Source organism: Serratia sarumanii, from assembly GCF_029962605.1.
Classification (GTDB): Bacteria; Pseudomonadota; Gammaproteobacteria; order Enterobacterales; family Enterobacteriaceae; genus Serratia; species Serratia sarumanii.
In genome coordinates this window covers 1,999,486-2,014,669 of sequence record NZ_CP124750.1, presented here as the reverse complement: position 1 = coordinate 2,014,669, position 15,184 = coordinate 1,999,486, and the positions used below count along the sequence as shown (strand labels likewise).

The following is a 15,184-nucleotide window of genomic DNA, read 5'->3' as shown; positions in this document are numbered from 1 at the left end:
CCGCCGCCCCGTTAGCGTGAGCGCTGAATCCGGGTTTCGTCGCGCATGCCCGCAAGGACAAAAGGACAAGAGAAAGTTATGCCAATACGCAAAGTTAGTTTGCTCCGTCTGATCCCGCTGGCCAGCCTGGTGCTGGCCGCCTGTACCACCACCAAGCCGACCGGCCCGGCCACCAGCCCGACCTCACCGCAGTGGCGCGCCCATGAGCAGGCGGTGCAGCAGCTCAGCACCTATCAGACCCGCGGCTCCTTCGCCTACTTGTCTGATCAGAAAAAAGTCTACGCCCGCTTCTTCTGGCAGCAGTTCTCGCCGGAGCGCTACCGCCTGCTGCTGACCAACCCGCTCGGCAGCACGGAAATGGATCTCAACGTGCAGAAAAACGTGGTGCAGCTGACCGACAACCAGGGCAAACGCTACGTCAGCGACAATCCGGAAGAGATGATCCGCAAGCTGACCGGCATGGCGATCCCGCTGAACAACCTGCGCCAGTGGATGCTCGGCCTGCCGGGCGAAGCCGGCGATTTTGCGCTGGATGACCAATATCGCCTGAGCAAGCTGACCTACCAGCAAGGCGGACAGACCTGGAAAGTGGATTACCAGGGCTACAGCAACGAGGTGCAGCCGACGCTGCCTAACCGCCTGGAGCTGCAGCAGGGCGACCAGCGCATCAAGCTGAAAATGGACAACTGGACGCTCAAATGATCCGCCAGTGGCCCTCCCCCGCGAAACTCAACCTGTTTCTGTACATCACCGGCCGTCGTGAAGACGGCTATCACCTGCTGCAGACGCTGTTCCAGTTTTTGGACTACGGCGACACCCTGACCATTGACCCGCGCCAGGACGATCGCATTCATCTGCTGACGCCGGTCGACGGCGTGCCGGACGAGCAGAACCTGATCGTGCGCGCCGCCCGCCTGCTGCAGCGCTATTGCGATGAACGCGGCCTGCAGACCGCACCGCGCGGCGCCGACATCAGCATCGACAAGCGCCTGCCGATGGGCGGCGGTTTGGGCGGCGGCTCCTCCAACGCCGCCACCGTGCTGGTGGCGCTGAACGAACTGTGGCGCTGCGGTCTTGGCGACGACCAATTGGCCGAGCTGGGGCTCAGCCTCGGCGCCGACGTGCCGGTGTTCGTGCGCGGCCACGCCGCCTTCGCCGAAGGCATCGGCGAGCGCCTGCAGCCGGCCGAGCCGCAGGAAAAGTGGTATCTGGTGGCGCATCCCGGCGTCGGCATCCCGACGCCGGTTATCTTCGGCGACCCCGAATTGAAAAGAGACACCCCGATTCGCTCCTTAAGTGAGCTGTTGCAGGCACCGTACGCAAATGATTGCGAACCGATCGCAAGAAAACGTTTTCGCGAGGTTGAACAGCTTCTTTCATGGCTGTTAGAATACGCCCCGTCACGCCTGACTGGCACAGGTGCTTGTGTGTTTGCTGAATTCGACACAGAAATCGCCGCCCGTCAGGTGTTAAATCAAGCCCCGGAGTGGTTGTGTGGTTTTGTAGCGCGCGGCGTTAACGTCTCCCCACTACATCGCATTCGTTCCGGGCGGTTTGAGTCGTAGCTCAACGTTTCGCTGCGCAGGGTCATGCACACCTGGCCCTGTTATCCCTGCGCTGCCTGCGGTCTCAATTTTAGTTTTACATACCCGTATGTATATTGCGCCGGCGTCGCCGACTGCCCCTTGGCGATGTCGTATGACAATATCTTCTCTGGACGCAAGCCTGAGGTTCTTCTCGTGCCTGATATGAAGCTTTTTGCTGGTAACGCCACCCCGGAACTAGCACAACGTATTGCCAACCGTTTGTACACCAGCCTTGGTGACGCCGCTGTAGGTCGTTTTAGCGACGGCGAAGTGAGCGTGCAAATCAACGAAAATGTACGCGGCGGTGATATTTTCATCATCCAGTCCACCTGTGCCCCGACCAACGACAACCTGATGGAACTGGTTGTGATGGTCGACGCCCTGCGTCGCGCCTCCGCAGGTCGTATTACCGCCGTTATCCCTTACTTCGGCTATGCCCGCCAGGATCGCCGCGTGCGTTCCGCGCGTGTGCCGATCACCGCCAAGGTGGTTGCCGATTTCCTCTCCAGCGTAGGGGTTGACCGCGTTCTGACGGTGGATCTGCATGCTGAGCAGATTCAAGGCTTCTTCGACGTTCCGGTAGACAACGTGTTCGGCAGCCCGATCCTGCTGGAAGACATGCTGCAGCAGAACCTGGAAAACCCGATCGTGGTTTCCCCGGACATCGGCGGCGTAGTGCGTGCCCGCGCCATCGCCAAACTGCTGAACGACACCGACATGGCCATCATCGACAAACGCCGCCCGCGCGCGAACGTTTCTCAGGTGATGCACATCATCGGTGACGTGGCAGGCCGCGACTGCGTGCTGGTCGACGACATGATCGACACCGGCGGTACCTTGTGCAAAGCGGCTGAAGCGTTGAAAGAACGCGGTGCCAAGCGCGTATTCGCCTACGCGACGCACCCGATCTTCTCCGGCAACGCCGTGGACAACATCAAGAACTCGGTGATTGATGAAGTGATCGTCTGCGACACCATTCCGCTGTCGCCGGAAATCAAGGCACTGAAAAACGTTCGCACTCTGACCCTGTCCGGCATGCTGGCTGAAGCCATCCGCCGCATCAGCAACGAAGAGTCGATCTCTGCAATGTTCGAGCATTGATGCGTCGTCTTTCCGGTGCGGCGCCCATCGCGCCGGAAAGATAGCGAGCCCGACAGCAGAAAAAGAAAAACCCGTTGGTGCGTAAGCAACAACGGGTTTTCTACTCGTAGTCCAACATGACCTCAAACCTTAATGCACGGCAGATTTTCCCTTGCCCTGCTCTCGCTTCCCTTCTGATTTTTTAATCAATGCGACGAACGATGTTGGTCGTTGCGGCACCGTTTATCAAAGTGTTTTACCCACCAGTAGCGATCCGCCACCTGCTCGCGGCCGCCGATACGCGCGCCCACCAGCCACAACAGCGCGCCGACGAAGATACTCATGATGGCGCCGTGGGCGAAAAATTGCGGTAAATTGAACTGGGATACTTCAGCAATAATGGAGTATCCGACGCCGCCGATCATCACGACCAGCCCCAGCCCCATAAAAAAGTTGCCCATTCTGTCCGCGCTTCTACGTTTCATATGCCACCTCCATGATTGCCATGTGCCAACCGGGATAACGCTGCAACTTGTTAACCCACTTTGATAAGTTAAGTATAGTCCTTGTTGCGGCAAGGGGATTGCGGAGGCGATCACAAATGGTAAAGAATTATTGACACTTCTTAACGCGCCGCTGAAAATTAGCGGACAAATTGAATTATTCAGCTAATGAATCATTCGTCTTTCTTACCTAAGGCGACGGCGGGGATCGGATTTTGTCATTCGCCGCCCCGGCAGGTAGACTAAGGCCCTTTCCATTACCCTGATCATAGTGAATCTCCCAGTGAGCAGTATTAAATTGATAGTTGGCCTGGCCAACCCGGGCGCGGAATATGCCCAAACGCGCCACAACGCCGGCGCCTGGTACGTCGATCTGCTGGCCCAGCGCCACAATCAGCAGTTGAAAGAAGAGAGCAAGTTCTTCGGCTATACCGCTCGTTTGAACCTGGCGGGCAACGACGTGCGCCTGCTGGTGCCGACCACCTTCATGAACCTGAGCGGCAAAGCGGTGCTGGCGATGGCCAACTTCTACCGCATCGAACCAAACGAGATCCTGGTGGCGCACGACGAGCTGGATCTGCCTCCCGGCGTCGCCAAAATCAAGCTCGGCGGCGGCAACGGCGGCCACAACGGCCTGAAAGACATCCAGAACAAGTTCGGCAACAACCCGAACTTCTACCGCCTGCGCATCGGCATCGGCCATCCGGGCGACAAGAACAAGGTGGTGGGCTTCGTGCTCGGCAAGCCGCCGGCCAGCGAGCAGAAGATGATCGACGAAGCGATCGACGAGTCGCTGCGCTGCACCGAGATGCTGATGAAGGACGGGCTGGAAAAAACCGTTCAGCGCCTGCACAGCTTCAAGGCGCAGGCCTGAACCTTGCCGCAGCGGGCGCCCTGCCCGCTGCCTGCTTCTAGCCGCGCGGGTTGAAGGTCTCCTCGCTCACGCGGCGATCATCGGCGGTGAAGCCCTCTTCCGCCACGTAATACTGCGGATCGTCCAGCTCATGGCTGCAAAACGGCCCGGCGCGCTTAAGTAAACGCACGCAGTCGCCGCTCAGGTGGCGCAGCCGAATGCTTTTCCCCGCCGCCAGGTAACGCGCCGTCAGCTTATCGATCGCCTCTACGCCGCTGGAATCCATCACCCGGGTGCCGGCAAAATCCAGCACCACGTTCTGCGGATCGCTTTGCGGCTCGAACAGCTCGGCGAAAGCGGCGGCAGAGCCGAAGAACAGCGGGCCATCGAGCTGATACACCGCCACGTCGCCCGTTAACTGCCGCTGGCGCACGCGGATGCGCGCCTGCTGCCAGGCGAACACCAGCGCCGAGATAATCACCCCGCTGATCACCGCCACCGCCAGATCGGTAAAGATGGTGATCAGCGTGACGGCGAGCATCACCAGCGCGTCCGCCTTCGGCATACGGCGCAAACGGCGCAGCGAACTCCACTCGAAGGTGTTGTAACACACCACCAGCATCACCCCGGCCAGCGCCGCCACCGGCAGCAGGCCGATATAGCGCGACAGGCTGACCACGAACAGAATCAGCAGGATGGCGCCCACCGTGCCGGAGAGGCGCCCGCGCCCGCCCGAGGTGAAGTTGATGATCGACTGGCCGATCATCGCGCAACCGGCGAAGCAGCCGAACAGGCCGCACACCGCGTTACCGGCGCCCTGCGCGATGCTTTCGCGATTGCCGTTGCCCTTCTTGCCGCCCATTTCATCCAGCACCGTCATGGTCAGCAGCGATTCAATCAAACCGACCAGGGCAATCACCACCGCATAAGGCAGCACCACCCGCACCATTTCCAGGGTGAACGGCGCCGTCGGCAGGCTGAAGTGCGGCAGCGCGCCGGAAATGTCCGCCAGATCGCCCACCCGCAGCGTGTGCAGATTGAGGCCGATCGCCAACGCCGAAACCACCAGCAGCGCCGCCAGCGAAGACGGAATGGCTTTGGACAGGCGCGGGAACAGCACCACCACCGCAATCGCCAGCGCCACCAGGCCGTACATCAGCGGCCCCTGCCCGGCGATCATCTTCAGCTGCGCCAGCATGATGACGATCGCCAGACCGTTGACGAAGCCGTGGATCGCCGGCAGCGGCACCAGACGAATGAACTTGCCCAGCCGGAAGGCGCCGATCAGGATTTGAATCCCCCCGGCAAACAGCGTGGCCCACAGCACGTAGCCCATGCCGTACTGCGCCGCCAGGCTCATCAGCACCACCACAATAGAGCCGGCGGCGCCGGAAACCATGCCCGGCTTGCCGCCGAACAGCGCCGTGACCAGGCCGATAATAAACGCGGTGTGCAAACCGACGATCGGCGAAAGACCGGCGACCAGCGAAAAGCCGACCGCCTCGGGGATCATCGAAACCGCCACCACAAAGCCCGCCAGGACTTCATTTTTAACGTCCGCGATCCTGACGTTACTCAGATTAAACATGCATTATTCACTTATGACAGATGACATCATCTCCCCGCGTAGCGGGTATGGGGTACCGCAAGGTGCGGCAGACTGCAGGCGGGCACTGCTCAGGGTGGCGTAGGCAAGAAATACATCCGGCGCGTTTCCTGTCGGTTAATCGGAACGGCCAGTATGGGTAAATGTGATCCAAATCTCAATCAAAAACCGGCCGCGGGCGCTGCGCTCGCCCCGGCCAAACAAGTCTGATCGAGATAAACGCCCATTACGTGTATAATGGCGGCATTATTTTGCCCTTTATGCAGTCGATTAAACCTAACCGGCTGATAGTTAAGATATTTAAGGTGATTACAACATGGGATTCAAATGCGGTATCGTCGGCCTGCCTAACGTAGGCAAATCCACCCTGTTCAACGCGTTGACCAAAGCGGGCATTGAAGCAGCCAACTTCCCGTTCTGCACCATTGAACCGAACACCGGTGTGGTGCCGATGCCCGATCCGCGTCTGGATAAGCTGGCCGAGATCGTCAAGCCGCAGCGCATTCTGCCGACCACCATGGAATTCGTCGACATCGCCGGCCTGGTGAAAGGCGCGTCCAAGGGTGAAGGCCTAGGCAACCAGTTCCTGACCAACATCCGCGAAACCGAAGCCATCGGCCACGTGGTGCGCTGCTTCGAGAACGACAACATCATTCACGTCAACAACAAGGTCGATCCGGCCGAAGACATCGACGTGATCAACACCGAGCTGGCGCTGTCTGACCTCGACACCTGCGAGCGCGCCATCCACCGCGTGCAGAAGAAAGCCAAAGGCGGCGACAAAGACGCCAAAGCCGAGCTGGCGGCGCTGGAGAAATGCCTGCCGCACCTGGAAAACGCCGGCATGCTGCGCGCGCTGGATCTGAGCGACGAAGACAAAGCGGCGATCAAATACCTGAGCTTCCTGACGCTGAAGCCGACCATGTACATCGCCAACGTCAACGAAGACGGCTTCGAGAACAACCCGTACCTGGACACCGTGCGTAAAATCGCCGACGCCGAAGGCTCCGTGGTGGTTGCCGTGTGCGCCGCCGTGGAATCCGACATCGCCGAGCTGGAAGACGAAGATCGCGACGAGTTCATGGCCGAGCTGGGCCTGGAAGAGCCGGGCCTGAACCGCGTGATCCGCGCCGGTTATGAACTGCTGAACCTGCAGACCTACTTCACCGCCGGCGTGAAAGAAGTGCGCGCCTGGACCATCCCGGTCGGCGCCACCGCTCCGCAGGCGGCCGGCAAGATCCACACCGACTTCGAAAAAGGCTTTATCCGCGCGCAAACCATCTCTTATGATGACTTCATCACCTACAAGGGTGAGCAAGGCGCCAAAGAAGCCGGCAAAATGCGCTCCGAAGGTAAAGACTACATCGTCAAAGACGGCGACGTAATGAACTTCCTGTTCAACGTCTAAGCCCTTCCCCGCAGCATTGCTCTCGGCTGCCGGAAACGGAAAAATCCACGCTTCGGCGTGGATTTTTGTTTTTATCGCCCCTGACTCAGACTCCCCCATTTCCCCCTTCCACGCCGAGAGCCCGAAACACTGCCGCTGCAAAACCCGCTAACGGCGCGCTACAGCAGCGCAATCATCTTCAACAGTTCCACCCGATTGCGGATGCCGAACTTTTTGCCGGCGTTATTGAGGTGCGAATAAACGGTTTTCGGGTGCAGGTTAAGCCGCCGAGCGGTCAGGCGAATATCTTCCGTGCGCGCGGTTTCACACAGCACCGCCGCCTCGCCAGGCGTGATTGCCACCGCCCGATGCCGGTTCCCCACGTACAGTTCGCTCGTCTCCTGGCGGGCCAGCGTTGCGCAGGTCTCTCGCACCACCTGCAGCGTTTCCCGTTTGTGCAAAATCGCATCCGGCTGCGCCGCGGCGATAAACGCCAGGATCAGCGGCGAAGTCTTATCGATAAAGAACAGTAACCGGACATCTTTATATTCACCACGTGAATATTTAATGAAATTTAAATACGCCTCGAACCGGTAAATCTCCTGAGGAAACTCCGTAATAATTAAATCAGGCGCCGGAATTATATTTTTAATAATATTCATATTGGGTGAGGATAAGGTTATCACGCCGCCGCCCAGTAATGTTTTCATACCCAGCCGGCACAGCGGTGAACCGTCGATATAAATCACTCTCACTTTAATTCTCCTTATCAGCATGAAAGCATGCTTCCACACCTCAGGCGGCTTGTCGTTGCTCTTTTTTGGGGTAATTCGCCTGCAAAGCACACCGATACAAAACATCTTGATAACATGTTTTTCAAATAATCACGCAACCGTCAGCATGTTGATTAATACGCAAAAAAGGCATGAATGTTTCAAATTATTTCCACAGAAAAAACTGGCGATCCAATAAAAACGCAACACAATGATATAGATCTATTTTCTATTTTGTATGATATAAGCGGAAATGAAAAAAATGTAACAGCGACTCCCGCAACCTTATTACCTCATTCAAAACATCTATAGGGAAAATTCTTAGTTTGTTAGGATGAAAATCCATGTTTGCCGACGCGTTTAAAAAACAATTGCGCAACATGATTAATCAATAACCGCACGTCAGTAATTTATTACTGTCAGGAAAGCTTTTATCTAAAGTAAATTAAAGGGCATTTCACATGAATGTTAAATTAGTCGCATTATCCATGCTGGCTCTCTCCGGCGCCTGTGCGGCCGCTTCGTCCAATACGGTGCAATTTAAAGGCGAAGTCAGCACGCAAACCTGCTCGGTGAATATTAACGGTAACCAATCCAACCCGGTCGTTCTGCTGCCGACCGTCGCCGCCAGCAAACTCGCCACCAAAGGCGCCACCGCCGGCGATACCACCTTCACCGTCAACGTGACCGGCTGTGCGGCGGCAACCAGCGATACGGCGATCAAAACCGTGCTGGCGGGCAACAACCCGACCACCAACGGCAACCTGGGCAACGCGGGCGATGCGGCCAAGGTGTCCATTCAACTGCTGGACAGCGACGCCACTACGCCGCTGTCGTTCGCCAGCGGTTCGACCGTCACCACGTCGGCGATGACGCTGGCGAAAGACGCCACCTCCACCTCGCAGAACCTGGTGGCTCGCTACTACGCGGAAGACACCGGCGTGGCGGCCGGTTCGGTGATCGCCACCGCACAGTTCGCCATTAGCTACAAATAAGCCGGCGTCAGGCGCCATACCTGTTGATACCAGCGCCGCCTCTCGCCGGGCGGCGCTGAATGACTCGCTCCCTTTATCGGTTCACGTTTATGCCGCAGATAACCCGCTCCGCCCGCCGATGGGCCGCCCTGTCGCTTTGCCTGATGAGTTTTGCCGCTACCCACGCCTCGGCCAGCGTGACGCTGCTCGGCAACCGCGTGATCTACCCCGCCGAGGCGCGGGAAAAAACGCTGCAGTTCACCAATGACGACGGCACCCCGGCGTTGATGCAGATCTGGCTCGACATCAATAACCCCAAATCCACGCCGGAAAACGCCGATGCACCTTTCGTCGCCTCGCCGCAGATCTTCCGCATGAATCCGCACAGCGGGCAGATGGTGCGGCTGTCGTTCGTCGGCCAGCCGCTGCCGCGCGATCGCGAATCGCTGTTCTATCTCAACTTCCTGCAGGTGCCCGCCGTGCGCCAGACGGACAGCGACAAGAACAAACTGCTGCTGGTGGTCACCAATCGGCTGAAGGTGTTCTATCGCCCCGCCGGGCTGGCCGGCGACGCCAACCACGTCATCGATCGGCTCAGCCTGCGCCAGGCCGGCAACGCGCTGCGCGTCGACAACCCGACCGGCTACTACGCCAACGTCAGCCAGGCCGCGATCCTGAGCGGCGCGAAGCGCATCGCCATCCCGCAGGCGGATCTGATCCCGCCGTTTTCACAGGCCAGTTGGCCGGTGAATGGGGAGGTGCGGCAGGTCGCACTGCGCGTCATCAATGACTATGGGGTGGAAATCTCACGCACCCTGAACGTCGCGCGCTGAAACCAGACAGGGAGGTATTCATGTTCGATGCTCGCAAGGCGGCGCCGCTGCCCGCACGCTGGTGTTGCGCGCTGCTGGCGCTGCCGCTGGGCTGCGCCGCCGCCGACGGCTATACCTTCGATCCCGCGCTGCTGCGCGGCAGCGTGCTGAGCAACAGCGCCCTGAGCCAGTTCAACCAACAGGACGCCGTCGCTCCGGGCAGCTATCAGATCGATCTGTACCTCAATGGCCAGTTTCTCGAACGCGATCAAATTCGCTTCGTACGCGCAGGCAAGCAGGTGCTACCCTGTTTCGATCGGCCGCAGCTGGCGCGCTTCGGGTTGAAAAATCCGCCGGCGGCCGCCGAAGCGGAATGCCTGCTGCCCGGCCGGGATCTGAAGTACATCACGGTGAACGCCGATATCTCGCGGCTGCGGCTGGATCTGAGCATTCCGCAGGCGCTGTTGAACGGCCGGCCGCGCGGCAGCGTCAATCCCGCCAGCCTGGACAGCGGCGAATCGATGGCCTTCGTCAATTACAACCTCAACCAGTACCACGTCAGTTACCGACAGGGGCAAACCCGCGATCTCGACTCGACCTACGCCAACCTGAACGGCGGCTTCAACCTCGGGCTATGGCGCTACCGCCAGCAGTCCAGCTACCGCTACGATCGGGAGTTCGGCGGCCATCTGGACACCAGCCGCCGCTACGTGCAGCGCGCGATCTTGCCCTGGCGCAGCGAAATGCTGTTGGGCGAAGGCTTTACCGACGGGCACTTCTTCTCCGGCCTGGGCTTTCGCGGCATTCAGCTCAGTTCGGACGACCGCATGCTGCCGGATTCGCAGCGCGGCTATGCGCCGGTGGTGCGCGGCGTGGCGAAAAGCAACGCGCGCGTGACGGTGCTGCAGGGCAAAAGCACGCTGTATGAAACCACCGTCGCGCCGGGGCCGTTCGCCATCAGCGATCTGTACGCCACCAACTACGCCGGCGATCTCAGCGTGGTGGTGACGGAAGCCGACGGCAGCGTCAGCACCTTCACCGTGCCGTTCGCCGCGGTGCCGGAATCCATCCGCCCCGGCCAGTCGCGCTACTCGGCGATCGTCGGCCGTTCCCGCTACGTCGGCGACAACGATCTGTTCAGCGAAGTGACCTGGCAGCACGGCCTGACCAACGCCCTGACCTTCAACCTCGGCAACCAGTTGGCGGACGGCTATCAGGCGATGATGCTGGGCGGCGTGTACAGCAGCTGGCTGGGCGCGTTCGGCATGGATACCACCTATTCCCACGCCAGCCTGCCGGACGGCGGCGCCGCCGGCTGGATGCTGCACCTCTCTTACAGCCGCACCTTCAGCCCGACGGACACCACCTTGTCCATCGCCGGCTACCGCTACTCCACCGAAGGCTTTCGCGATCTCAGCGACGTGCTCGGCGTGCGGCGCGCCGCCGCCACCGGCCAAAACTGGCAATCCGACTCTTACCGCCAGCGGTCGCGTTTCGAGGTCGCCGTCAATCAGGGGATGGGGGCGTTCGGCAGCCTGACGATGTCCGGCTCGACTCAGGACTACCGCGATCAGCGCGGCCGCGACAATCAGCTCCAGCTGGGCTGGGGAAAAACCTTCGGCAACGGCGTGGCGCTTAACCTCTCCGTCACCCGCACCCGCAGCCTGGGCTACAGCAACGGCGACTACCGCGGCTACGGGCCGTTGGATAACGTCTACAGCGCGCCGCTGGCGCAGAGCGCGCAGACCGTCACCGCCCTGTCGCTGAGCTTCCCGCTCGGGCGTTCATCATCCGCCCCCAGCGTCTCGCTGTTGGCCAACCACAGCCAGGGCCAGGGCGGCAACTATCAGGCCGCGCTATCGGGCAGCGTCGGCGACGAACAGCCGGTCAGCTACGGCCTGAACTTCACCACCGACGACGATCGCCAACAAAGCATCTGGGGCGGCAACCTGCAAACCCGTCTGCCTTACGCCAACGTCACCGGCTCGTTCTCCACCGCACGCCAGTATCGACAAGGTTCCCTGTCGCTGCAGGGGGCGGTGGTGGCGCACCGCGGCGGCGTGACATTAGGGCCGTATGTCGGCGACACCTTCGCCCTGATCGAGGCGCCCGGCGCCAGCGGCGCACGGGTGATGGACGGCCAGGGGGCGCGCGTCGATCGCTTTGGCTACGCGCTGGCGCCGTCGCTGGTGCCCTATCACTACAACACCGTCGCGCTGAACCCCGAGGGCATGAACGACAAAGCGGAGCTGGAAGACGGCCAGCGGCGCGTCGCCCCGTACGCCGGCGCCACGGTGCGCCTGCGCTTCAACACCGTGCGCGGCCAAGCGCTATTGATCACCGCGCAGCGGCCCGATAACGCGCCGATCCCGATGGGCGCCAACGTCCTCGACGCAGCGGGCAACAGCGTGGGCATGGTCGGCCAGGCCAATCAGGTGTATCTGCGCAGCGACCGGAATGCCGGCGCGCTGACGCTGAACTGGGGCGACGCGCCCGGCCAACAGTGCACGCTGCATTACCGTCTGCCCGCCGGGGAAGACGGCCCGATTCAACGGCTCAGCGCCCCGTGCCGCTAGCCCGTTCACACTGATTCTCAGGAGAGACGATGAAACGCATTTCTTACCCGATCGCCGCCCTTGCTCTGCTCGCCCTGTCGCTGTGCGGCGCGCCCGCCGCGCTGGCGCAATGCACCCGGGTCGCCCCCTGGATCGATTCCGGTTGCGATCCCTGCGGGGTGGGCACGGCGCTGGGCCGGGTTAACCTGACCAGCACTTACCTGCAGCCCGTCGGCACGCCGCTGGGCACCAGCGTGTTCGATCTCACCTCCGGCACGCGCTATCCCGATCCCAACAAAGTGTTGTATGAGTGCGACGCCGGCGACGCGGGACAGATCTATGAAGTCTTCGCCACCAACGGCGACGATCGCGTCGGCGGCTATTACGATCTGGGCGCCCAGGACGGCAACCCCAACTACTACGCCACCTACTTCCCTTACGTCGGCATCCGCCTGACCCATCTGGATTCCGGCAAGGTTTTTACCCGCTACTGGCAGTCGGCGCCGATTACCCGCTACGCCACCGTCGGCAGCAAAATTCAGATCCGGGTGAAAGACTTCAGCGCCATCCGTGCCGACCTGATCCGCATCAGCTCGCTGCCGGGCGCGGGCGCCAGCAACTACTGCGGCTACAGCGCCGGCAACCCGCTGGTGGGCATGGCCTCGACCACCGGCAATTCGAACTATACCTGCACGCAGCCGAACGGGTATGTCACCTTTCAGGGGCCCGGCATCGCCTCGGATCCTATCGGCAGCGATTCCGCCACCAACTACGCCACTTGGGGCACCGGGCGCTGGAACGCGATGGGCATGGGCACCGCACCGATCTCCTCATTGACCTATACCGCCACCTGCGTGGCGCGCAACGTCACGCCGCTGGTGATCCTGCCGACCATATCCGTCAGCCAGTTGACCGCCGGGCAAACCTCACAGGCGCAGTTCACCATCAATATCGAATGTGACAATGCCGCCGTGTCCGGCGTCAGCAGCAACAATACCGCCCTCGGCCTGCAGGTGCCGTATGAAAGCTATGTCGCGGCGCAGCAGCTCGGGCTGGTCAGCGCCAACGGCGGCGTGAGCTACCTGCTCTCCAGCGGCTACGGCACCGACAGCAGCGTCGCCACCGGCGTGGGCATCGCGCTCGCCAACGCCGGCAACGGCGCGCCGATGAACTTCGTCGGCTGGGCGCGCTGCAGCGCCGGGCAATGCCCGCAGGGCAACGACGCCGGCTGGTACCCGGTGCTCAACGGCGCCAGCGGCGGCGGCAGCACCGCGGCGGGGTTCACCCACTACACCACCCAGCTCACCGCCACGCTCGCCCGGCTGCCCGGGCAAACGGTCACCGCCGGCAAAGTGGACGCCAGGGCCTACGTCTGGGTTAAGGTGCAATGATGAGAAAGAAATATCTGACGATGGGATGCGCCCTGCTGCTGGCGCTGGCGGCCATGGGCGCGCAGGCGGGCATCATCGCCTCCGCCACCCGGGTGATTTTCCGCGAGGGCGACACGGAAAAAACCCTGATGTTGCTCAACACCAACGGCTATCCGATCGTGGCGCAAACCTGGGTCGATAACGGCGACGTCAACGCCGCCCCCGAGCTGTCGCGCGCGCCGTTTGTCACCCTGCCCAGCGTATTCGCCCTGCCGCCTTCGGCGCTGAAAGGGCTGCGGATCCTGTTTGCCGGCGCGAACCTGCCCACCGACCGGGAGTCGGTGTTCTGGCTTAATCTGTATGAGATCCCGCCCAGCCAGCCGACCAGGCCACCGCTGACGTCGCGCGTGACGCTGGCGATGAACACGCAGATGAAAATCTTCTACCGCCCCAAAGCGCTAAAGGGAAACGCCGAAAACGCGGCCGAGGCCGTCTCGTTCTCGCTGCAAAAATCGCCGGGAGGCTATCTGCTGCGCTGTCACAACCGGTCGGCGTTTTATCTCTCCTTCGCCCGCATCGCCGTGCAAACCGGCAGGCGCGATTACCCGGTGCGGCAAGAAAGCGACATGATGACCGCACCGTTCAGCATGCGGGATTATCACCTCGACGGCGTTGCGGCGCCGACGCTCCCTTCTCAGATCACCGTTCAGGCCACCTTCATCAACGACCAGGGCCAGCAGATCGTCAAGTCATACACAGCAACCCCATAACGATAAAAAGCAGTACATTTTTTAAGTACAGGAAATAGGGAAAATGAGTCTAAGCAGATTCCAGCTACAGTTTCACCTGGAGAAACAGGCCAACAACATCAGGCAGTCACCGGCATTTCATACCGCCATCATCAAACACGGGGAATTATTGAAGGAGACCTACAAGAAACATCCGCTGTTTTACAAAATCATCTTCAGGAACAGCCGGTTCATCATTTGTTCCACCATCCTGTCCATTTACTACCACCAGCCCGCCGCCGGGCTGAAAGACATCAAAGCCTTTTTTAAAGGGAAGAACATCATCAGCGAGAACTCCCTGGACTCCTTTCTGTTCTTTTTGCGGGTCGGCCGCCGGCTGGAGGTCAAACCCTGTGAACATGACAAGCGCCAGCTGCGCTATAAACCTACGCCGCACGCGCTGGCGGAAACCCAGGCGCTGATCGCCTCGATGGCGCGGCCCTACCAGGCGCTGGCGCCACAGATGCCTATCGCGGCGCTGCTGGCGGCGCCCGACTTTCTGCCCACCTTTTTCGCCGCCTACGGGCAGCTGATGCTCAAGGAGATTTACCTGATCGATCTGGTGCCGCAATCCGGGCTGTTTATCAGCAAGGACGCCGGCCACATGGTGCTGCTGATGCTGCATATCGAAAGCATCCGGCAGGACTCCCCCTTTCTGCTGCTCTCCTCGGCGAAAATCGCCAAGTCGTGCTCCGTCTCACGCGCGCACGTGAATCGCATTCTGCAGGCGGCGGAAAAATCCGGTCTGCTGACCACCACCAATAACGTGGTGATCGAACTCAACAGTTCGTTCTTTATCATGGCGGAGCGCTATTTCAGCCTCTATTTCGCGATGGTCGAATTCGGGCTTGAACGGGTTTGGCACACGCCGCAGGCCGCCGAGCCCCGCTGAGCCGT

The 15,184-nt window shown here is 60.6% G+C and carries 14 protein-coding genes; 11 read left to right on the top strand and 3 right to left on the bottom strand.

Features of this window, described 5'->3' with window-relative positions; genetic code table 11:
- Positions 1–78 precede the first annotated feature (78 nt).
- From lolB to prs, 3 genes are all read left to right on the top strand, one after another.
- Positions 79–702 carry a lipoprotein insertase outer membrane protein LolB gene (gene lolB, locus SSARUM_RS09620; RefSeq protein ID WP_033638163.1) on the top strand — a complete coding sequence of 208 codons (624 nt, stop codon included), beginning with the start codon at positions 79–81 and terminating at the stop codon, positions 700–702.
- A complete protein-coding gene (ispE, locus tag SSARUM_RS09615; protein ID WP_049211446.1) occupies positions 699–1,565 on the top strand; it encodes a 4-(cytidine 5'-diphospho)-2-C-methyl-D-erythritol kinase in 867 nt (288 codons plus the stop codon). The genes lolB and ispE overlap by 4 nt, the downstream gene beginning before the upstream one ends.
- Positions 1,566–1,739: 174 nt before the next feature.
- A complete protein-coding gene (prs, locus tag SSARUM_RS09610) occupies positions 1,740–2,687 on the top strand; it encodes a ribose-phosphate diphosphokinase (RefSeq protein ID WP_004941061.1) in 948 nt (315 codons plus the stop codon).
- 185 nt (positions 2,688–2,872) lie between these two features.
- On the opposite strand, the gene ychH is transcribed toward prs, so the two are convergent.
- Positions 2,873–3,151: a stress-induced protein YchH gene (ychH, locus tag SSARUM_RS09605; protein WP_025302491.1), complete on the bottom strand. Its 279-nt coding sequence runs from the start codon at positions 3,149–3,151 to the stop codon at positions 2,873–2,875.
- Between the two features lie 301 nt (positions 3,152–3,452).
- Between ychH and pth the strand changes: the two genes are divergently transcribed.
- The gene (gene pth / locus SSARUM_RS09600; protein WP_004941053.1) at positions 3,453–4,043 is read left to right on the top strand and encodes an aminoacyl-tRNA hydrolase; all 591 of its coding nucleotides are present in this window, start codon (positions 3,453–3,455) and stop codon (positions 4,041–4,043) included.
- A 37-nt stretch (positions 4,044–4,080) separates the two neighbouring features.
- Here pth and SSARUM_RS09595 read toward each other — a convergent pair whose 3' ends face one another.
- Complete coding sequence (locus SSARUM_RS09595; protein WP_060429908.1) at positions 4,081–5,610, bottom strand: SulP family inorganic anion transporter; 1,530 nt, start codon at positions 5,608–5,610, stop codon at positions 4,081–4,083.
- 334 nt (positions 5,611–5,944) lie between these two features.
- On the opposite strand from SSARUM_RS09595, the gene ychF reads away from it, so the two are divergent.
- Positions 5,945–7,036, top strand: coding sequence for a redox-regulated ATPase YchF (ychF, locus tag SSARUM_RS09590; protein WP_033638156.1), 1,092 nt, complete (start codon positions 5,945–5,947; stop codon positions 7,034–7,036).
- Between the two features lie 158 nt (positions 7,037–7,194).
- Here the strand turns inward: ychF and SSARUM_RS09585 are convergent, their stop codons facing one another.
- Positions 7,195–7,875 (bottom strand): helix-turn-helix domain-containing protein, encoded by a 681-nt coding sequence (locus SSARUM_RS09585; protein ID WP_223182004.1) that lies wholly within the window; start codon positions 7,873–7,875, stop codon positions 7,195–7,197.
- Positions 7,876–8,249: 374 nt separating this feature from the next.
- On the opposite strand from SSARUM_RS09585, the gene SSARUM_RS09580 reads away from it, so the two are divergent.
- From SSARUM_RS09580 to SSARUM_RS09555, 6 genes are read left to right on the top strand one after another with little or no spacing between them, the layout of a single operon-like run.
- A complete protein-coding gene (locus SSARUM_RS09580) occupies positions 8,250–8,783 on the top strand; it encodes a fimbrial protein (protein ID WP_015377562.1) in 534 nt (177 codons plus the stop codon).
- A gap of 59 nt (positions 8,784–8,842) precedes the next feature.
- Positions 8,843–9,595 carry a fimbrial biogenesis chaperone gene (locus tag SSARUM_RS09575; protein WP_223182005.1) on the top strand — a complete coding sequence of 251 codons (753 nt, stop codon included), beginning with the start codon at positions 8,843–8,845 and terminating at the stop codon, positions 9,593–9,595.
- Between the two features lie 20 nt (positions 9,596–9,615).
- Positions 9,616–12,150 (top strand): fimbria/pilus outer membrane usher protein, encoded by a 2,535-nt coding sequence (locus tag SSARUM_RS09570; protein ID WP_060429907.1) that lies wholly within the window; start codon positions 9,616–9,618, stop codon positions 12,148–12,150.
- Positions 12,151–12,179: 29 nt separating this feature from the next.
- Positions 12,180–13,520, top strand: a complete 1,341-nt coding sequence (locus SSARUM_RS09565; protein WP_033638147.1) for a fimbrial protein — start codon at positions 12,180–12,182, stop codon at positions 13,518–13,520.
- Complete coding sequence (locus SSARUM_RS09560) at positions 13,517–14,269, top strand: fimbrial biogenesis chaperone (protein WP_223182335.1); 753 nt, start codon at positions 13,517–13,519, stop codon at positions 14,267–14,269. The genes SSARUM_RS09565 and SSARUM_RS09560 overlap by 4 nt, the downstream gene beginning before the upstream one ends.
- A gap of 43 nt (positions 14,270–14,312) precedes the next feature.
- On the top strand, positions 14,313–15,179 hold the full coding sequence (locus tag SSARUM_RS09555; protein WP_140926704.1) for a hypothetical protein: 867 nt from the start codon (positions 14,313–14,315) through the stop codon (positions 15,177–15,179).
- Positions 15,180–15,184: the final 5 nt, after the last annotated feature.